Source organism: Acinetobacter sp. 161(2023) (assembly GCF_037027805.1).
Taxonomy (GTDB): domain Bacteria; phylum Pseudomonadota; class Gammaproteobacteria; order Pseudomonadales; family Moraxellaceae; genus Acinetobacter.
The window spans coordinates 180,395-200,404 of the sequence record NZ_JAZEYD010000006.1 but is presented as its reverse complement, the minus strand read 5'-3'; the positions used below and the strand labels follow the sequence as shown (position 1 = coordinate 200,404).

The 20,010-nt window shown below is 38.3% G+C and carries 13 protein-coding genes, 1 tRNA gene and 1 pseudogene; 9 read left to right on the top strand and 6 right to left on the bottom strand.

Annotated features, from left to right (window positions below; genetic code table 11):
* Nucleotides 1-12: 12 nt before the first annotated feature.
* Entirely contained in the window at nucleotides 13-1,647 is a 1,635-nt protein-coding gene (groL, locus tag WA249_RS07805; protein WP_336167623.1) for a chaperonin GroEL, read from the top strand.
* A 172-nt stretch (nucleotides 1,648-1,819) separates the two neighbouring features.
* Here groL and WA249_RS07800 read toward each other — a convergent pair whose 3' ends face one another.
* A complete protein-coding gene (locus tag WA249_RS07800; RefSeq protein WP_336167621.1) occupies nucleotides 1,820-2,194 on the bottom strand; it encodes a diacylglycerol kinase in 375 nt (124 codons plus the stop codon).
* Nucleotides 2,195-2,301: 107 nt separating this feature from the next.
* Here WA249_RS07800 and WA249_RS07795 point away from each other — a divergent pair, with 107 nt between their 5' ends.
* On the top strand, nucleotides 2,302-3,264 hold the full coding sequence (locus WA249_RS07795; RefSeq protein WP_336167619.1) for an MBL fold metallo-hydrolase: 963 nt from the start codon (nucleotides 2,302-2,304) through the stop codon (nucleotides 3,262-3,264).
* Between the two features lie 43 nt (nucleotides 3,265-3,307).
* Here the strand turns inward: WA249_RS07795 and WA249_RS07790 are convergent, their stop codons facing one another.
* The gene (locus WA249_RS07790) at nucleotides 3,308-4,444 is read right to left on the bottom strand and encodes a glycerophosphodiester phosphodiesterase (RefSeq protein WP_336167618.1); all 1,137 of its coding nucleotides are present in this window, start codon (nucleotides 4,442-4,444) and stop codon (nucleotides 3,308-3,310) included.
* Between the two features lie 264 nt (nucleotides 4,445-4,708).
* Here WA249_RS07790 and WA249_RS07785 point away from each other — a divergent pair, with 264 nt between their 5' ends.
* Complete coding sequence (locus tag WA249_RS07785) at nucleotides 4,709-7,804, top strand: multidrug efflux RND transporter permease subunit (RefSeq protein ID WP_336167616.1); 3,096 nt, start codon at nucleotides 4,709-4,711, stop codon at nucleotides 7,802-7,804.
* 72 nt (nucleotides 7,805-7,876) lie between these two features.
* Nucleotides 7,877-8,452 (top strand): DUF4112 domain-containing protein, encoded by a 576-nt coding sequence (locus WA249_RS07780; protein WP_336167614.1) that lies wholly within the window; start codon nucleotides 7,877-7,879, stop codon nucleotides 8,450-8,452.
* Between the two features lie 39 nt (nucleotides 8,453-8,491).
* Here WA249_RS07780 and htpX read toward each other — a convergent pair whose 3' ends face one another.
* On the bottom strand, nucleotides 8,492-9,397 hold the full coding sequence (htpX, locus tag WA249_RS07775; RefSeq protein ID WP_005307880.1) for a protease HtpX: 906 nt from the start codon (nucleotides 9,395-9,397) through the stop codon (nucleotides 8,492-8,494).
* Between the two features lie 247 nt (nucleotides 9,398-9,644).
* Nucleotides 9,645-10,517: a lytic transglycosylase domain-containing protein gene (locus tag WA249_RS07770; protein WP_336167612.1), complete on the bottom strand. Its 873-nt coding sequence runs from the start codon at nucleotides 10,515-10,517 to the stop codon at nucleotides 9,645-9,647.
* 504 nt (nucleotides 10,518-11,021) lie between these two features.
* Here WA249_RS07770 and ttcA point away from each other — a divergent pair.
* Both ttcA and WA249_RS07760 read left to right on the top strand, forming a co-directional pair.
* Nucleotides 11,022-11,927 (top strand): tRNA 2-thiocytidine(32) synthetase TtcA, encoded by a 906-nt coding sequence (ttcA, locus tag WA249_RS07765; RefSeq protein WP_336167610.1) that lies wholly within the window; start codon nucleotides 11,022-11,024, stop codon nucleotides 11,925-11,927.
* 205 nt (nucleotides 11,928-12,132) lie between these two features.
* Complete coding sequence (locus WA249_RS07760) at nucleotides 12,133-12,516, top strand: SCP2 sterol-binding domain-containing protein (RefSeq protein WP_002118641.1); 384 nt, start codon at nucleotides 12,133-12,135, stop codon at nucleotides 12,514-12,516.
* A 90-nt stretch (nucleotides 12,517-12,606) separates the two neighbouring features.
* On the opposite strand, the gene WA249_RS07755 is transcribed toward WA249_RS07760, so the two are convergent.
* A complete protein-coding gene (locus WA249_RS07755; protein ID WP_336167608.1) occupies nucleotides 12,607-13,716 on the bottom strand; it encodes a transglycosylase SLT domain-containing protein in 1,110 nt (369 codons plus the stop codon).
* A gap of 372 nt (nucleotides 13,717-14,088) precedes the next feature.
* On the opposite strand from WA249_RS07755, the gene greB reads away from it, so the two are divergent.
* Together greB and WA249_RS07745 are read left to right on the top strand one after the other, a co-directional pair.
* Entirely contained in the window at nucleotides 14,089-14,583 is a 495-nt protein-coding gene (gene greB, locus WA249_RS07750) for a transcription elongation factor GreB (RefSeq protein ID WP_004790517.1), read from the top strand.
* A gap of 89 nt (nucleotides 14,584-14,672) precedes the next feature.
* Nucleotides 14,673-14,762 (top strand) — tRNA-Ser (locus WA249_RS07745).
* A gap of 79 nt (nucleotides 14,763-14,841) precedes the next feature.
* On the opposite strand, the pseudogene WA249_RS07740 reads toward WA249_RS07745, so the two are convergent.
* Nucleotides 14,842-15,305: pseudogene (locus WA249_RS07740) on the bottom strand (SgcJ/EcaC family oxidoreductase).
* A gap of 557 nt (nucleotides 15,306-15,862) precedes the next feature.
* Between WA249_RS07740 and posA the strand changes: the two are divergent.
* Nucleotides 15,863-19,861, top strand: a complete 3,999-nt coding sequence (gene posA / locus WA249_RS07735) for a delta-poly-L-ornithine synthetase PosA (protein WP_336167605.1) — start codon at nucleotides 15,863-15,865, stop codon at nucleotides 19,859-19,861.
* Nucleotides 19,862-20,010 lie beyond the last annotated feature (149 nt).

Sequence of the window (20,010 nt, the reverse complement as noted above, 5' to 3'; positions counted from 1 at the left end):
TCGGAGTTTAATATGTCAGCTAAAGACGTAAAATTTGGTGATTCAGCTCGCTCAAAAATGATTGCAGGCGTAAACGTACTTGCAGATGCTGTTAAAGTGACTTTAGGCCCTAAAGGTCGTAACGTTGTTATTGACCGTTCTTTCGGCGCTCCGCACATCACTAAAGACGGTGTAACTGTTGCTAAAGAAATTTCATTAAAAGACAAGTTTGAAAACATGGGTGCTCAACTTGTTCGTGAAGTTTCTAGCAAAACTAACGACATCGCTGGTGACGGTACAACGACTGCAACTGTACTTGCTCAAGCAATTTTAAATGAAGGGATCAAATCTGTAACTGCAGGTATGAACCCAATGGATTTAAAACGTGGTATCGATATCGCAGTAAGAACTGTAGTTGAAAATATCCGTTCAAATGCAAAACCTGCTGATGATTTTAAAGCGATTGAACAAGTTGGTTCTATCTCTGCTAACTCTGATACTACTGTTGGTAAACTTATCGCTCAAGCGATGGAAAAAGTAGGTAAAGAAGGTGTAATCACTGTAGAAGAAGGTTCTGGCTTCGAAGACGCATTAGACGTTGTAGAAGGTATGCAGTTTGACCGTGGTTATATCTCTCCGTACTTTGCAAACAAGCAAGATACGTTAACTGCTGAGCTTGAAAACCCGTTCATCCTTCTTGTTGACAAAAAAATCGGTAACATTCGTGAATTGATTTCTGTTTTAGAAGCAGTTGCGAAAACTGGTAAACCACTTCTTATCATCGCTGAAGATGTTGAAGGCGAAGCGCTTGCTACGCTTGTTGTAAACAACATGCGCGGTATTATCAAAGTATGTGCTGTTAAAGCTCCTGGCTTTGGTGACCGTCGTAAAGCAATGCTTCAAGACATCGCGATCTTGACTGGTGCGACTGTTATTTCTGAAGAAGTTGGTATGTCTTTAGAGCAAGCGACTCTTCAAGATTTAGGTACTGCACACAAGATCACTGTTTCTAAAGAAAACACTGTAATTGTTGATGGTTCTGGCGATGCAGCTGCTATTGCTGAACGTGTTCAACAAATCCGTGCTCAAATTGAAGAATCTTCTTCAGAATACGACCGTGAAAAATTACAAGAACGTGTTGCTAAATTAGCTGGCGGTGTTGCTGTAATTAAAATCGGTGCGGCAACTGAAGTTGAAATGAAAGAGAAGAAAGACCGCGTAGATGACGCACTTCATGCAACTCGCGCAGCAGTTGAAGAAGGTGTTGTTGCTGGTGGTGGTGTTGCGCTAGTACGTGCTGTAAATGTATTAGACAACCTAAAAGGTGCTAACGAAGATCAAACTGCGGGTATCAACATTTTACGCCGTGCGATCGAAGCTCCACTTCGTCAAATCGTTTCAAACGCGGGTGATGAGCCATCTGTAGTGATTAATGCAGTTAAAGCTGGTGAAGGTAACTTCGGTTACAACGCAGCAACTGGCGAATATGGCGATATGTTAGAAATGGGTATTCTTGACCCTGCTAAAGTAACTCGTTCTGCACTTGAACACGCTGCTTCTGTAGCTGGTTTAATGTTAACTACAGAATGTATGATTACTGATATTCCAGAAGATAAAGCAGCTGTTCCAGATATGGGCGGTATGGGTGGTATGGGCGGCATGATGTAATAAACATCAACGTCTAAAATAAAAAAATCCCTGCATTTGCAGGGATTTTTTTATTTCTTATATAAATTAAGAAAAAGTTAAGTTGATATTCTTAAACTTATATTCAGGAACAGTGGCTGTAGTTCCTCTTTTTTGTTACACCATGCTTATTCACTTATAAGCATGGTTTTTTTTAGCCTATTAAAATGATAAGCCATGTCACTGCAATAATAGAAAGAGCAACAAATTGAGCAGCACTTCCCATATCTTTGGCATTTTTAGAGAGTTGATGTTTTTCGAGTGATACTCGGTCAACTACAGCCTCAATCGCAGAATTGAACAATTCAACGATCATTGCAAATAAACATACAATAACCATAAGTGCATGTTCGCCACGACTCACATCTAGGAAAAAACTAGTAGGAATTAGCACAACATTAATTAGAACAATTTGTCGGAAAGCGGCTTCATTTTTATAAGCTGCTTTAAATCCGGAAATAGAGTAGCCCGTTGCATTTAATATACGCTTAAGACCAGTTTTGCCCTTATAAGGAGAATAGCTATTCATTTACTTATATTTCTGACACATTTCATGCATTATATAACGCGGCCCTTAAAAAAAATATTAAATCTTTTTTAAAGATTTTGACTTTATAACTTGATAGAGAAGAAAAGATGAAAAAACTATTTGTAGCATTAGGACTTGTCATGGGTGGCTTACATATAAGCTATGCAGAGCCAGCCTCAGCTCAACAAGTACCTGGATATTATAAGCATCAATTTGGTAATTATCGCATCACCTCCTTACTTGATGGCACCATTTATTTAGATCCTAAATTGTTCAAAAATTTGAGTCAGGCTGAGAAGACTAAAATTTTAACCAAGTATGCTGCTGTGAATGAAAAGGGGATTCAAACTTCGGTAAATGCCTTCTTAGTAGACGACGGTAAAAGTTTGACCCTTGTTGACAGTGGTGCTTCAAGTTGTTTTGGTCCACAGTTAGGTTCAATTGCTAAAAATCTTGAATTGGCAGGCTATCAACTCGCCAACGTGAAAACGGTTTTGTTGACACACTTACACCCAGACCATGTTTGTGGTATTGCTCAAAATGGAAAAGCCGTATTTCCTAATGCAACCATTTATGCACATGAACGTGAAGTTGATTATTGGTTAAACCCAGCTTCTGAAAAAACCGTACCAGCGAATCAAAAAGAAAATTATTTAGGTACTGTTAAAAATGTAAAAGCTGCACTTGCACCGTATCAAGCGAAAAAAGCATTCAAAACCTTTAAAGATGGCGATGTCATTCAAGGTTTTGAAGTGATCAATACACAAGGGCATACACCCGGCCATCATAGCTTCCGTTTAAAAAGTAAAGGTCAACAAATTGTCTTTGTTGGAGACATTGTTCACTCACACTCTTTACAGTTTGATGCTCCAAAAACTGGAGTGGATTTTGATGTAAATTCCGAGCAGGCAATTAATACTCGTTTAAAAATGTTCGCTGAAATTTCAAATAAGCAGCAATGGGTAGCTGCTCCACATTTACCATTTCCGGGAATTGGTCATGTGTATAAAGTGAATGCAGAGCAGTATCAATGGATTCCTTTATATTTTAATAACAGTCTTGATAAATAAAAAAACAGGGCATTGAATGCCCTGTTTCTTATTAAGTATTTAACTATTTTGCTGCTTTCTCAAAATTATTGACTGCTTCACGGCCAAGTGCTGGGTCATCTGTAAAGATGCCATCAACACCTGCTTTGAAGTACGCTTCAAACTCTTTTAAAGCACCAGTTGGGCAACGCTCGGCAGGTTTATCGCTACACTTTAAGGGCTGTGGTAAAAAGTTATTTTCTGGGCGGAAAGTATACGGATGTACTTTTAAGCCAGCTGTATGTGCATCGGTAATAAATGAAGTGGTTTGTACTGAACCATCGTTATTGAAATTGAGAATGTAGCTTTTGCTTGGGCCTACGCCATTTGCATATTTAGCAACATCTTTTAAGCTTTGTGCTGTGGCTAAATCACCATATGTTTTAGATACGCCAGATTCGACAAAGTCAGCTGGTCGAGATGTTTTTGCATCATATAACTGAATGATTTGTGCATGTTTAAGCGTCTTATGAAGATCTAGCTGATCTTTTAAATATTTTAAGTTACTGACTTCAAAAGATTGTAAATAGATAGGTGCGATATCACGTGTATATTGATATTTGGCAAGAGTTTTAAGAAGTGTGTCCTCCATAGCCAAATTCTTATTTTTAAAGTAAGTCGGATGTTTGGTCTCGATATATAGACCAATAATTTTTCCGGTTTTTTTATAGTTTGCTTCGGCAAGTTCAATGACTTGTTCTAGTGTTGGAATTGAATAGAGGTCGTTATAAGCTGTGTTTGCTGGTCGGAACTCTGGAATACGCTCACGTGCTTTAACTTGCTGTAATTCATTTAAAGTGAGGTCTTCTGTAAACCAACCCGTTAAATCTATACCATCAATATTTTTTGTGATTTTACGGTCTGCAAACTGGGTAAGGATACTTATGTTTGTTGTACCACCAATTTCGTTTTCATGGCGGGTAACCAATACACCATCTTTTGTTGACACAAGATCGGGTTCAATGAAGTCAGCGCCATCATCAATGGCTTTTTGATATGAAGCTAAGGTATGTTCAGGACGTAAAGCGCTAGCGCCGCGGTGTCCTATCACTAAAATTTTAGGAAATTGATATTCTGGTGTGGTTGGCGTCGTATCAGTTTTATCATCATTACAACCAACCAAGCTAATTAAACTTAAACATAAAAGTGCTTTTCTAAACATAATTCTACTCATATTGTTTTAGTTGAAACGACTCAAGTATTGGGATTTAGTTTGACATGATCATGAAGAATTCATGAATTTTAAGTGACACTATTTAACTGGTTCTTTATTGGTTTGTTGGAAATAGTGAATCGAGCTTTGTTTTTGTCTTAATTACATTTATTGTCTTAATTCTACTTGTCTTTTTTACACCGCTCGTTGATGATCACAAGGTCTCAAAGCGGCATTTACTCCTGTTAATTAACGACATCATACCGAGCAGCCATGCTATCAAAATTTTTTATTCATCGCCCCATTTTTGCCAATGTACTAGCGATCATTGTTATGGCTTTTGGTATTTTTTCGGTCATGCACTTACCTGTAGAACGGTATCCCGACATCGCACCTCCAAAAATTACAGTGTCAGCAAGTTATAGTGGGGCAGATGCGCAAACGGTTGAGCAAAGTGTTACTCAAATTTTAGAACAACAAATACAAGGTATTGATCACTTACTCTATTTTAGTTCATCAAGTGATTCATCTGGACGTAGCCGTATTACCATTAGTTTTGATAATGGAACAAATCCAGATACCGCTCAGGTACAAGTACAAAATAGCATTAGTGGGGTAATACGCCGTTTACCTGATGAAGTTCAGCGCCAAGGTGTTACGGTGAGTAAGTCTTTAGGCGATACTTTTATGGTTATTGGCTTATATGACTCGACTGGAAAAACAGGAAATATTGAGTTATCAGACTATTTAACGACACATGTGGTAGATAACCTGAACCGTATTGAAGGGGTAGGTGAAACTGATATATTCGGTTCACAATATGCGATGCGTATTTGGTTAAATCCGGAGAAGCTAAAGCAATATAACTTAATGCCAAGTGATGTTGCCAGCGCAATCACTGCTCAAAATACACAAGTTGCTGCGGGTGCGATTGGTGATTTACCTGTTATTGATGGGCAATATTTAAATACTAAAGTGACCGCAGGCTCTCGACTAAAAACAGTCGAAGACTTTAAAAATATTGTAGTAAAGTCGAATAAAATGGCAGGTTATGTTTATTTAAAAGATATCGCTAGAGTTGAGCTAGGTGCAGAAAACTATCAATCTTTTAATACGATTAATGGTTATCCTGCCGCAGGTGTGAGTATTTCGCTATCTTCGGGTGCAAATGCCATTCAGACCTCTAAACTCATTCATCAGACTCTAGATCAGCTTACAAGCAAGCTACCTGCCGGTTATAAAATTGTTTATCCACGAGATAACACGCCGTTTGTTCAAGAGTCCATTAAGGAAGTTGTAAAAACTCTTGTTGAAGCCATTATTCTAGTAATTTTGGTGATGTTCCTATTTTTGCAAAGCTGGCGCGCAACTCTTATTCCGAGTATTACTGTTCCTGTTGTGATTTTGGGAACTTTTGCTGTTTTATATGTACTCGGTTTTAGTATTAACACATTAACTTTGTTTGCGCTGGTACTCGCTATCGGCTTACTGGTTGATGATGCAATTGTGGTCGTGGAAAACGTTGAGCGGCTCATGCATGAACAGCACTTAACACCCAAAGAAGCTGCGATTGAGTCGATGGGAGAAATTAGTGGAGCCTTAATTGGGATTACATTGGTTTTAACTGCTGTTTTTATTCCAATGTCCTTTTTAGGCGGCTCAATTGGGGTGATTTACCGCCAGTTTTCCATTACTTTAGTGGCAGCTATGGCGTTATCACTCATCGTTGCATTAGTTCTCACACCTGCTTTGTGTGCCTTAATTTTAAAGCCTAACCCTGAGCCTATGCGTTGGGCAGTTTGGTTTAACCAAAAAATAGATCAACTTAAAAATCAATATATAAAGATCGTACAGACCAGTATTGATTACAGTAAATCGGTTATTGTGATTTTTGTGGCTCTTATTGCTGTTTTTATGCTGTTCTATAGTGGTTTAAAAAGTGGGTTTATTCCTAAAGAAGATCAAGGTATTTTAAGCGTTCAAATTAAACTCGTTGATAGTGCTCCGATTTCTCAAAGTCAGAAAATCGGTGAGCAAGTCCGTCAATATTTCTTGTCCCAAGAAAATAAAAATGTTGACTTAGTCTTGATTCGCTATGGTCGAAATAATTCAGGTACGGGACAGAACTTAGCGCAAGGATTTATTGCTTTAAAACCGTGGGATGTACGTACTGGAAAAAATGATTCGGCAGACGCTATACAAAAGCGTGCGATGAAATATTTTAGCCGTTTTAATAATGCTCAAATCAATGTGACTTTACCTCCTTCGGTAAATGGTTTAGGTCAAACTGATGGTTTAGATCTATGGATTCAAGATTTAAATGGACAGGGTCAAGATTTTCTAGATAGCACCTTCCGTCAGTTGCAAACTCAAAGTAAAAGCTACTCGACTTTCGAAAATTTTGATAAGCAGTCCACCAATAGTAAAGCAAACCTAAATATCAAAATTGATCAAAAACAAGCACTAGCAAATGGGTTGGAGTTACCTGCAATTAATAATACTCTGTCGAGTGCGTGGGGTGGAACTTACGTGAATGACTTTATTGACCGTGGCCGTATTAAGCGAGTCATGATTCAAGGTGATGCTGAGTTCAGATCGAAACCTGACGATTTATATAATTGGTCTGTACGTAATAACCAAAATGAAATGGTGCCTTTTAGTTCGTTTGCTAACTTTAGCTGGGGTGGGGCTCCTGAAATTGTAAAACGTTATATGGGTTATAGTGCCTTACAGTTACAAGCAGATGTTGCGAGTGGCAGTAGTTCCGGTCAAGCAATGAAAGATGTTGAGCAACTTGTCAATCAACAAAAGGATGTGGGTTTAGCGTGGACTGGTTTATCTTTTGAAGAGCAGAAGTCGACAAATCAGGCAGTCTGGTTATATTTAATCTCAGCAGGCTTTATTTTCTTATGTTTAGCTGCCTTATATGAAAGCTTGAGCATTCCCGCTGCTGTGATGACCTCTATTCCATTAGGAGTAGGGGGAAGCGTCATTTTCTCTTATATTTTTGGTTTGCCAAATGATGTGTATTTCCAGATCGCGCTGTTAACGACGATTGGTTTGTCGTGTAAAAACGCAATTTTAATTGTTGAGTTTGCTGCATTAGCCCAAGAGAAAGGAAAGAATGCTATTCAGGCCGCTTTAGAAGGCGCGAGCTTGCGTTTAAGACCGATTTTAATGACGTCTTTAGCCTTTGGTGCAGGCGTGATTCCGCTTGTATTTGCTCAAGGTGCAGGGGCTGTGAGTCGTCAAGAAATCGGTATTAGTATTTTAGGCGGTGTGATGTTTGGTACTGTGCTGGTTTTATTCTTTATTCCGGTTATGTACGTGTTATTACGTTCATTGTTTAAATCAAAAGCTTCGAGTTAACAGCAAACAATTTAAAAATAGGCATCAAATCAAGTATATTAAGTTTAACTTCTCTTCATATATTTGATTTAGATGCCTCAAGAAAAAAAATTAACACAGCAGCAGGTCATCGCATTAGAACGAGATCTCGCTAAGTTCGCCACCATGATGGACAGTGCGGTTCGCATTCCTTTTACAAAGCAGGGTATTGGTGCTGATGCTGCTTTAAGTACGATTCCAATTGCAGGTGATGTCGCTGGTTTTGTGCTGACGTGTTATGCCATATATAAAGCCAAGCAAATTGGTGTACCTCAACATAAGCTAACTCCCGTAATAAAATTGGCTGTCGTAGATGCTGTCGTGGGGTGTATTCCGGTTGCAGGGACAATTTTTGATATTTTTATACGCCCAAGCAGAAAAGCATTAGAAGTAGTTCATACCCACATACGTGAAGAATATGCGATTCAAAGTGATATACATGTGATTCATCCGTATTTACACGAAAAACTCGAAAAGAAGCAGCAGCATTCAGCTTTCTGGCGTAATCCTGTGGTGAGTTGGTTATGGTTACATATACCTGATTTATTAGGGGTGTTTGTGCTTGTTCTTATTGGTTTTGCAATGTGGTGGGGGATTAATTATTTGTGGGCACTCTACCACGCTATATAATAAAAAAGCCTCCAAATGGAGGCTTTTTTATTAACTGTTTTATGGGCAATCTAACTGATGTAAAGCTGCCACACGCTGTTCAATTGTTGGGTGGGTTTGGAACAAAGCAGCTAAACTAAAACCTTGTTCTTTACCTTCCGCAATTGCGAACGCTTTCATTTCTTTTGGCATTTGGTCTGGTAACTCTGTTTCAGCTTGTAGACGTAACAATGCAGAGATCATTGCTTGTTTACCAGCTAAACGCGCACCTGCTTCATCAGCACGATATTCACGGTAACGAGAGAACCACATCACAATCGCAGAAGCGAGAATACCAAAGACAATATCTAATACCATGGTAATGAGGAAATAACCCATACCAGGGGCTTGATCATCTTGACGACCAAAAACATTACGGTCGATAAAATCACCGACTACACGAGCAAAGAACATAACAAAGGCGTTCACGACACCTTGGATGAGTGCTAGGGTAACCATGTCACCATTCGCAACGTGACCAATCTCGTGCGCAAGCACAGCACGTAGCTCATCTTTATTCATACGCTCAAGTAGACCGGATGAAACGGCAACTAAGGCATCATTTTTATTCCAGCCTGTTGCAAAGGCATTGGATTGATATGATGGAAAAATACCAACCTCTGGCATATTAATACCAGAACGTTGAGAAAGTTCAGCGACTGTTTGCAATAACCAGCTTTCAGCTTGGTTACGGGGAGCATTCGGGTCGATCAGTTCTGTACCGGTCGTTTTCTTAGCCATCCATTTTGACATGAATAACGAGATTAAAGATCCCACCATACCAAACACAAAACAGATCACTAAAAGGTTGCCTAGATTCAAGCCACCCGCGCCATGGTAACTACCGACACCGAAGAGTGACAAAATAATGCCAGCTACAACCAGTACCGCGAGGTTGGTAAGCAAAAACAAACCAATCCGCATCATTGAGAAAACCCTCTTATAAATAAAATGTTATCTGATTTACAAATTCTAAATCATGCAGCTAATATGCGGGGCTTAGGGGAAAAATTCAAGAAAAAAATAAGGAATTGATACATTCTTTCACATAGCAGAATGTATCTAAATTTAAAGAATTATTGGGTAAATTCGCCTAAATTGTAAAGATCAGGTAATAGATCATTACAATTTAAAGCACAGGAACTTAACGGTATAGAACCGTCAGTAAACATTCTTATTCTATTCGAATATGTGCAATAGCAGTGGCATTGTTCGTCACATAAGTACCCGTAGGCGCATCAGTAAATGTGCCATTTGATAAAGTCACAATTTGACGAGATGAGGAATATTTAGGTGCTGGAGCTGCTATTTGAGCTGTTGTGCTTTCCGTTAAATTTGAAGACTGAGAAGCAGGTTGCGCTGAAGTATTAGAGGAATTAGAAGAAAAAGATGAAAAACCTGCACCAGATGCATATAAGTTTTGATATCGACTCGTTACACGGCGAACGTAATCTTGGGTTTCACGAAAAGGTGGAATGCCGCCGTATTTATCAACGTTTCCTTCACCAGCATTGTAAGCAGCAAGTGCCATTTGCGTATTGCCACGAAAACGCTTGAGCAACCAGCTTAAATATTTTGCACCTGCAAAGATATTTTGCTGAGCATCAAAGGCATTGGTCACGTTAAATCGACGTGCAGTCGCCGGCATAAGTTGCATAAGACCTTGTGCTCCCACAGGAGAGCGGGCATTTGCATTAAATCCTGACTCGGTATGCATGACGGCCTTAATTAAGCCTTCAGATACACCATGCTGTAGAGCAGCTTGTTTAATAATATGGTCAAAAGCATTTTTATTTTTATTGTAGCTTGGCAGAACAGAAGCTTCTGATGCTCCCCAGTTCGTATAACTATGAATATTACTGTCAGGGTAATAAGTCACTTTTACTTTTTTAAGTGACTGATCATAACTTTTTCGGTTAGTCAGCAATGTACTACCATTTTTATCTTGGTAGACATACATTTGACCTGCTGAGCTCGACGTTATGCCGACCGAAAAAGTAGTCATCCCCAGTAAACAAGAAAAAAGAAATTGAACCGATTTTTTCATTTTATGTTATTCACAATTTTAAGATATTCAAAACTTGTCGAAGAGTTTATCAAAAAATATTACAGAAAGAACTTTTGTGTAATTTTTTTTATTTCGACTCTTTCAAAAAATCAAGCTGTTTTGTTCGAATGCTCATCAAAAAAAATTAAAAATTATTTTTAAAATGATTCTATTGACTTGAATAACATGTTGATATTCAATGATAAAAAACATTGGTTAAAAAATGATCAATTTAAATAAAACCCTTAACAGAAGGTCTAAACAGTTTGTCAAGTACGAAGAAATCCACAATTTTATCCACAGGTTTTGTGGAAAACTGTGGAAAAGTCCAAAAAGTAAGCACTTTGCACAAAATTTGAACGCTTCAGTCAAAATAGAGCACGACTTTTGCATCATGCAAGAGCAATGTGACGGCTTCAAGAATTGAAACTATTCTTTTGATGCGATTCTCTTCCGAATCATATAAAATTGCGCGGTATTTTTATTTATGGGTATATCTCGTCTATGTACGCGCCAGTTGAGTCTAATCAGGGATTTAATTTTAAGCCTGAACTTCCAACAAGCTCGGCCTATTACCGTTTGCTCAAGAAGCTTCGCCGTCAAGTTGGGCATGCTATTCGTGACTTCAAGATGATTGAAGAGGGCGATAAGGTCATGGTGTGTGTGTCTGGTGGTAAAGACAGTTATACCTTGCTCGATATCATGTTGCAGTTTAAACGTATTGCACCAATCAATTTTGATGTTGTCGCGGTTAACCTTGACCAAAAGCAACCCGGCTTTCCTGAAGATGTCTTACCTCGTTATATGGAAGAAAATAACATTCCATATTACATTTTAGAAAAAGACACCTACACCATTACCAAACGTTTAACGCCAGAAGGTAAAACCTACTGTGCAGTATGTTCGCGTTTACGCCGTGGTTCTTTATATGGCTTTGCACAAGAAATTGGAGCGACTAAAGTTGCTTTAGGACATCACCGCGATGACATCCTTGCAACGTTCTTCTTAAATCTGTTTCATGGTGGTAGCTTAAAGGCGATGCCTCCAAAGCTTTTATCATCAGATAAGAAGAATATTCTGATTCGTCCATTGGCATATGTTGAAGAAAAAGACATCATCAAATATGCCGAGTTACGTCAGTTCCCAATCATTCCATGTAACCTTTGTGGTTCGCAGGAAAACTTACAGCGTGCCATGCTTAATGAAATGCTACGTGATTGGGATAAACAATATCCGAAACGCTTACACAGTATTTTCGGTGCGTTACAAAACGTATCGCCATCTCAGCTAGTGGACCGTGAATTGTTCGATTTCGAAGCTTTAGATTCTCAGCGCGAGCTAGATTTTAAAGATCCGGAAGAGCTTAAAAAACGTTTAGATGTCGTGAACTTAAGCTTTGCTGCTGAATAAACGCTAGACATAGACAATGTTAAAGGCACTTTATAAACAAGTGCCTTTAATGTATCAAAATACTAAAAAATGAATGTTCCGTACAAAAAGTCATAGCCCTAAATTTAAATTACATGCTATAACAACGCTCAAGCAGAATTGCTTCACATGATGTTGTCTGGATAGACAACTAGAGAAATTGAACAAATAAATTTGAGGAAGAATCATGCCTGCATTTTTAACTGAAGATTGGTTTGCTACTGTCGAAAAATTAACTGCTGAAGCAGGGGATCTTAATTTGCCACCTGCTCTTGCGAATTTGGCAATTAATTTAGTAGTTACAGATGCTTCTGGAAATACCGAATTAGCTTTAGATGGGGGTAAAATCCAAAAAGGTTTGTCTTCAAATGCCAAAACAACTTTAAATATGGATGCTGAAACTTTACGTAAAGTATTCTTAGAGTTTGATATGGCTGCTGCTATGCAGGCATTCATGACTGGTAAAATTAAAGTTCAAGGCGATATGTCTCAATTAATGGCTTTACAAACAGCTAAGCCAAGCCAAGAACAAAAAGATTTATTTAAGAAAGTATTAGAGCATACAGCTTAAATCTAAAAGAATTCATATAAAAAGCTTACCCCAAGAGGTAAGCTTTTTATTCACACAAACAAAGAATTTATCAACTTTTAAATAATAAAATTAGATATTGATTCGTGTTTGCGCTGTTTTGATATGTTCAAGATAAGCACGAATACGAGTGACATATTGAACTGCTTGCTTATATCGACCATTACGCGTTTTATTACTTTGCAAATAATTGTAGAGATTAACCCATTGGTTTGGATCTTTCCCTTGTGCTTGCAAGCGCTTTTGAATCTGGTTTACCGCACCCGGTCCCATATTATAGGCCACAAGCGCATACCAGTTCCGATCAGGGAAAGGAATATCATCATATTCACTTAGCATCAGATCGTAATACTTCGCACCACCTTGAATGCTTTGAGCTGGATCACTACGATTGCTCACACCCATTGCTCGAGCGGTACTATTGGTCAGCATCATTAAGCCACGAACACCTGTGGGAGAAACAGATTCTGGCTTTAAGTATGATTCTTGATAACCAATTGCCGCAAGTAAATGCCAGTCGAGATCATATTTAGCTGCACTTTGTTTAAAGCTTGCTTTATAAATCGGTAAACGCGTCGTTAAGTCACGCTGAATGGTTGACCAAGACTCCGGTTTCACCACATTACGATCATAAAAAGAAGCGAGTTGCTGTGTCACACCATTTTGCTTACTTTGGCATACAAAGCCACTAGCAGTTTGGGTGAGGGGATCATCAGCTTGTTTAAATACCCAGCTTAACTCAGGATTTAAACCATTTTTCTGCAAATTGACTGTGTCACCACAACTTGCAGAAAAAGACATTAAACCTTTGTTCTCGATGGTACTTAAACCAGCGGTCGTCATCGCAAAGTTTGCTTTACCTTGCTGAACCCATTTGAGAGCAGTGGCATTGTCTGCCACGATTTTAAAGTCCAGCTTTACATTTAAGCTTTGCGCATAGTTACGAGCTAAGTCATAACCAAAGCCATGTAAAAACTGATCTTCTTTGAAAACAGTTGTCGGGCTTTCTACCGCAACAACAGTTAAAGTGTTTGTATTTACTACAGTATTGTACTGTAGGGTTTTTCCTGCATTAATACTAAATGGAAAAAGCATAGTACTGAGTGCAAGTGCTTTTAACGGGAGAGAAGAAAATAAAGAGTTAAGGCAAAGCCTCGACCCTGAACTTGAATTACTGTGCATGTTGTCTCCGCTACAGATAATTTATGCCCAAAAAGTCAGACAATAAGCTGCCATAACTTCTAAAAGTTGATAAATTCAATAAGGGGTGGGCAGTCATGACGTCATTCAAAATGACATGAAATGAAAAAAACAAACTGTGTAGAAAATCTACATAGTTTTCTAAAAGGTTAAAAAATGCTCAACATTTAATCTGCGCGCATCATAGTATTGAAAAAAAGCAATGTCAAATTTTGTACAATTAAATATTCTATATATCATCATAAACGCATGAATTTCTTAAGGAAGAAAATTTATACACTTCTGATATGAGAAAATAGGGTATAAAATGCTACATCTTGTAAGCGATATGTTGTTGAACAGTGGTTTTTAATCATGAAATCTAACTTAATCACACGGTCAGGGCATGACAAATTAGTTGCTGAATTAAAACAACTTTGGCATGAAGAACGACCGGAAATCACAAAAAAAGTGAACTGGGCAGCAAGCTTAGGTGACCGCAGTGAAAATGCGGATTATCAATACAATAAGCAGCTACTTCGAAAAATTGATCGACGAGTACGCTATTTAGGAAAACGTTTAGAAGAGTTAAAAATCATTGATTACGCACCTGAGCAAGATGGTAAGGTTTATTTCGGAGCTTGGGTAGAGATTGAAAACGAAGAGGGTGAGCAAAAAACTTTACGTATTGTCGGCATCGATGAAATTTATGATCATCACCCGCAGCATATCTCAATTGAATCGCCTATGGCTCGCGCACTGCTCGGCAAAGAAGTAGATGATGAGATTGAAGTGCATACGCCATCTGGAAAAAAGCTTTGGTATATCAATACAATTCGTTATGAAAAGAACGAAAACCCAGAAAACTAAATCAATTTGTATTTATTTTGAGCGTTTGAATTAAAAGTGAAATAAAAGATTTGCCAACTTGTGTTTTTGTTTATATTATAGCGCTCGTTGGAAGCGTGGCAGAGCGGTTTAATGCACCGGTCTTGAAAACCGACGAGGGTGTGAGTCCTCCGTGAGTTCGAATCTCACCGCTTCCGCCAAAATTCTTAAAAAGCCCTTGTTAATGACAAGGGCTTTTTTTTATACGTATAAATTACTAAAAAATTATCTCGCTCATTTTTATATATTTCTAAGTATGGTCTCTCCCGTTCGTGGATTGGTTAACGTGACATTTTCTAGCGCCTGAATGTACCAAGAATCATCATTTTTTATGAGTACGGTAAGAATTAAAGTATCAATTTGATGAGGACCTTGCGGATGAGCTACGCCTGCGGTCAGGCGACTCCAAAAATGTGAAATACAGATATCATCACTCATTGGTGTGATGTCTATCAGCTCATTCTCTAGTTTTGAATCGCTATAAATCGTTTCATGAATAGGTTGGTGAAGTGCGATAATCTCATCAACACCTTTAACATAATGGCCGAAACGATTAACGAAAGTTGCATCTTTATGAAAAAGAGATGCAAAGGCCTTCATATCATGATGATTCCAAGCGTTTTGAAATGCTAAAGGAATTTCATTTGGATTTATTATGTGTTGACTCATATTATTCCCACTGCTTAAGTCTGTTTTAAATACATTATAGATGATGGGGCTCCGACATGCTCAAACGAAACAGGTGATGCAGCTTAAGATGCGAGTGCGGCAGGGTATAAACAAACAGTACTTTTAACGCAAAATAGTGTATGGTCATTCCTAACGACGCAATATGCAGCAACTGTTAGCTTGATCTGCTTGATGAAAGAAGTTTTTAGTCAAATACTGATAAAAATATAAGATGAATAGAATTAACTCATAACGACTTTAATATGATGTTATTAATGAAACGCCACCTAAAAAAATTAAATAAACACTTCCATTTTTTTAGAAATTTTTTACTTGGCTAGATCTGTACGTTTTTCATTCTGTGGGCAGTCGCAAGATTAAAATATTGCAGCTAAAATCTTAATTTTTTTTAGAAAAAATGATAGTAAAGAATCAGGATTTATATATTATTTAACAGACTTTAAAACTAAAACTTTAATCTTGATTTAAGTTCAATTATTTAATTTATAATACATCTCGATTTCTTTAATGGGTCAGAAAAAAAATCATGACTTCATTTGAGCCAAATCAGAAAATTAAAGAGAGTATAAAAATGAATCAGTTTGTAACGAACACGAACAATATTATTCGTGGAAAGTATCATCCAGAATTTTTGCAGCATGAAGTCTTGGCCGATATTTTTGTCCATACTGCACAAACTCTTCCTGATAAAACGGCTTTAATTGAAGCAGATAAAACGTTGAGTTATGGTGAGTTATATCAGCAAGCCTTAGTCATGGCTCAACATTTGACAATAAGAGGGGTAAAACCAGGTCATATTGTTGGATTATGGTTACCTCGTGGAATTGAGCTTTTAAAAGCTCAATTGGCGATTTGTTTAAGTGGTGCGGCTTGGCTTCCTTTTGATATGGATACGCCAGCTGACCGTATTGCGGTTTGTCTTGAAGATGCCGAATCTGTAGGAATGATTACTACAGATGAATGGTATGCACATTTAGAAGAAGTGCCACAAACAAAATGGACAAACACTGAACTGCAAAAGCCACTCAGTGAAAATATACCTTTAGCTAAAACGACCCCAGAACAACCTGCGTATATTATTTATACATCAGGTTCAACGGGTAAGCCGAAAGGGATTGTCATTACACAAAGAAATATTTGTCACTTTTTACGTAGTGAAAATAATGTTTTGGGTATTCAAGAGCAAGACAAAGTCTATCAAGGCTTTTCAGTTGCTTTTGACATGTCGTTTGAAGAGATTTGGCTTTCTTACCTAGTTGGTGCAACATTGTGGATTGCACCTAAGTCGCTGGTCAGTGACCCTGAACGTTTATGCCAAACATTAAAGCAAGAACAAATTACAGTATTGCATGCTGTTCCTACATTACTTGCTTTATTCCCTGAAGATGTACCTAACTTAAGAATTATTAATTTAGGTGGGGAAATGTGCCCGGATTCACTGGTTGACCGTTGGGCATTACCTCACCATCAAATGTTTAACACTTATGGTCCAACCGAGACTACGGTTACTGCAAGCCTTGAGTCGTTAGAACGTGGCAAACTTGTCACGATTGGTAAGCCTTTACCAAACTATGGCATGTTAGTCATTAACGCTGAAAGAGAATTACTGCCTCAAGGTGAAACAGGTGAGCTCTGTATTTTTGGTCCAAGTGTTGCAGAAGGATATTTAGGCAGACCTGATTTAACTGCTGATAAATTTATCCAAAACCCTTGGGCAGAAGGTCCAGATGAACAATCGCTCTATCGTACTGGCGATTTGGCTAAAATTGATGAGTTTGGTCAAGTACATTGCTTGGGGCGTGCTGATGATCAGATAAAAATCCGTGGTTTCCGTGTTGAACTCGGCGAAATTGAAGCTGCGCTTTGCGATATTGATGGCATTGGCACAGCTGCGGTAATTCTACGTCAAGAAGACGGAATTGATCAGCTTATTGCTTTTATTGCACCTGAACTTGAAGCGAAACAGCCTATAGAAATTAAGCAGCTTCGACATAACCTTGGTCAACGTTTACCACCTTATATGGTGCCGAATCGTTTTGAGATTATTGAAGAAGTACCGCGTTTATTATCTGGGAAAATTGACCGTAAGGCTTTAAAAGCAAGACCACTCACGAGTGTGATTGATCGAAGTGAATCTGACCAACCGCAAAACCCAGCAGAAGAAATCTTATTTGAAATTTTGAATCGTCTGTTTCCAAACATGCCGATTAAACTCGATTCGGACTTCTTTGATGATTTAGGTGGACATTCACTTTTAGCAGCTGTTTTAGTTTCAAACCTGCGTGAACATCCCGAATATAGCCATCTTACGATTCAAAGCCTATATCAAGCGAGAAGGGTTGGGGCTATTGCCGCTTTAATGTTAGAGCAGCCAGAGCCTACTGTATTTGATAGCCAGATTGGGCAAGACAACCCTCGTAATCAAACTTATAAATGGTTATGTGGTATTGCACAGCTTGCGACCATTCCAGTTTTAATTTCGATTAATATCTTGCAGTGGCTAGCTCCATTCTTTACCTATCATTATTTTACTGGTGGAACACGAGATAGCATTCCATATGCAATCGCGTTGTCTCTATTGGTTTATATCAGTGTCATTATTACCAGTTTTGTAGTTTCAATTACTGTCAAACGACTATTAATGTTAGGCGTTGGCGCAGGGCAATATCCATTATGGGGATTAACCTATTTCCGTTGGTGGTTAGCAGACCGTATTAGTAATATTTCACCAGTTTATTTATTGTCAGGCTCGACTTTACTTAACCTCTATTTGAAGGCGCTTGGGGCAAAAATTGGCCACGACGTGACCATTAGTTCAGTACATATTCGGATGCCATCTTTACTTACTGTTGAGGATGGGGTGAGTATTGGTTCTCAAGTGAATTTAGAGAATGCCAAAGTAGAACATGGCCATTTAGTATTAGGTTCAATTCACCTAAAAGAAGATAGTTATGTGGGTTCGTATGCTGTATTAGAAGAAAATACAGTGTTAGAAAAACAAGCTCATGTAAATGCATTAACTTCAATTGAATATGACACAGTTATTCCAGCCGGAGAAATTTGGGATGGAACACCTGCGAAGAAGATTGGGCATGTGGACGAGCATGATAAAATGCCAGAACGTCCTAAATTATCGTTTATTCGTAAAATTGCAGAATATGCATATTATGGAATTAGTGCGTTAATTATTGCTTGTCTGTTCTTTATTCCAATTTTCCCAAGCTTCCTTTTGGTCGACTGGTTAGATGCAAACGTATTTAATATTAGTACGAGTGACCATTTGCAAATCGCAATTTATTATTTCATTTTAGCGATTCCAGCTAGTGCAATGATGATGATGATCACTGCTGTTATTTCTTCAGCAATACGTAAAATTGCATTACCTCGTCTTGAAACCGGAACGTATGCAATTCATGGCAGTACGTATTATCGTAAATGGTTTGCATCTCAAATTTTAGAAACAAGCTTACAAACTTTACATGGCTTGTTTGCTACGATTTATGCGCCAACATGGTTCCGTATGCTGGGTGCGAAAGTAGGTAAAAATACCGAAATTTCTACCGCAAACGGTGTTATTCCAGAAATGCTAACTTTGGGCGAAGAAAGCTTTATTGCCGATGCTGTAATGTTGGGTGATGAAGAAATCAAAGGCGGCTGGATGACATTAAAATCGACCACAATCGGTAACCGTAGTTTTGTCGGAAACAGTGCTTATATTGCTGATGGTACTGTGTTACCAGACAACGTCTTAATTGGTGTGCAATCAAAATCACCAGATAACCGTGAAATGTATGATGGTCAAACTTGGTTTGGTTCTCCACCATTATTATTGCCTGCACGTGAAGCTGCTGAAAAATATCCTGACCATTTAACATTCTTGCCAAGTATCAAGCGCCGTTTAATGCGTGGTTTTATCGAAGGCCTTCGTGTTGTATTACCTGCGGCTCTCGCGATTGGTGTAGGTTATATGATCGTGCTTGAGATTATTGATGTTATTAATAAATATAACATTATGACTGGCTTGTTGGCTTTAACACTTGCTGGTTTGCTGTATGGCGTAGGTTGCTTCGTTATAGTTGCATTATTGAAGTGGACTCTCATTGGTCGTTATCAACCACGTTCTGCTCCAATGTGGACGATGTTTGTATGGTTGAGCGAAGGGATTACCAGCTTATATGAATCAGTTGCGATTCCTAACTTCTTAAACTACTTAAGAGGAACGCCAATGTTGCCATTCTTCTTGCGTATTTTAGGTGTTCGCATTGGTAAAGATGTCTATATGGACACGGCTGATATTACAGAGTTCGACTGTGTAAGCATTGGTGACCGTGCTGAGTTTAATAGCTTCTCAGGCCCACAAACTCACTTGTTTGAAGACCGTATTATGAAAATTGGACAAGTGAATATTGGTAATGATGTGGTTGTAAATACGCGCAGCATTATTTTATATAACGCAAACGTGAGCAATCATGCAGTGTTAGGACCATTAACATTGGTTATGAAAGGTGAAAACATTCCTGCTAAATCTGCATGGATTGGTTCGCCAGCTGTGCCTTGGGTTCATAAATAATTAGTTTTTTAATTGAAAAAGCCTCTGTCGTAACGGGGGCTTTTTTTATGCAAGAGCATAAATTACAGTCGTAGTTAGCTTAAATATTGCTAACAAATCCTGAAAATTTCATATAAATCAAATAAGTATATATTTAAATCAAAATTGTT

Excerpts from the sequence above, each read along its gene's own strand:
- WA249_RS07760 (WP_002118641.1), top strand. The coding sequence starts at position 12,133 with ATGCCTGCATTTTTAACTGAAGATTGGTTTGCTACTGTCGAAAAATTA.
- WA249_RS07770 (WP_336167612.1), bottom strand. The coding sequence starts at position 10,517 with ATGAAAAAATCGGTTCAATTTCTTTTTTCTTGTTTACTGGGGATGACT.
- posA (WP_336167605.1), top strand. The coding sequence starts at position 15,863 with ATGAATCAGTTTGTAACGAACACGAACAATATTATTCGTGGAAAGTAT.
- WA249_RS07790 (WP_336167618.1), bottom strand. The coding sequence starts at position 4,444 with ATGTTTAGAAAAGCACTTTTATGTTTAAGTTTAATTAGCTTGGTTGGT.
- htpX (WP_005307880.1), bottom strand. The coding sequence starts at position 9,397 with ATGATGCGGATTGGTTTGTTTTTGCTTACCAACCTCGCGGTACTGGTT.
- WA249_RS07755 (WP_336167608.1), bottom strand. The coding sequence starts at position 13,716 with ATGCACAGTAATTCAAGTTCAGGGTCGAGGCTTTGCCTTAACTCTTTA.
- ttcA (WP_336167610.1), top strand. The coding sequence starts at position 11,022 with ATGTACGCGCCAGTTGAGTCTAATCAGGGATTTAATTTTAAGCCTGAA.
- groL (WP_336167623.1), top strand. The coding sequence starts at position 13 with ATGTCAGCTAAAGACGTAAAATTTGGTGATTCAGCTCGCTCAAAAATG.
- WA249_RS07795 (WP_336167619.1), top strand. The coding sequence starts at position 2,302 with ATGAAAAAACTATTTGTAGCATTAGGACTTGTCATGGGTGGCTTACAT.
- WA249_RS07800 (WP_336167621.1), bottom strand. The coding sequence starts at position 2,194 with ATGAATAGCTATTCTCCTTATAAGGGCAAAACTGGTCTTAAGCGTATA.
- greB (WP_004790517.1), top strand. The coding sequence starts at position 14,089 with ATGAAATCTAACTTAATCACACGGTCAGGGCATGACAAATTAGTTGCT.
- WA249_RS07780 (WP_336167614.1), top strand. The coding sequence starts at position 7,877 with ATGCCTCAAGAAAAAAAATTAACACAGCAGCAGGTCATCGCATTAGAA.
- WA249_RS07785 (WP_336167616.1), top strand. The coding sequence starts at position 4,709 with ATGCTATCAAAATTTTTTATTCATCGCCCCATTTTTGCCAATGTACTA.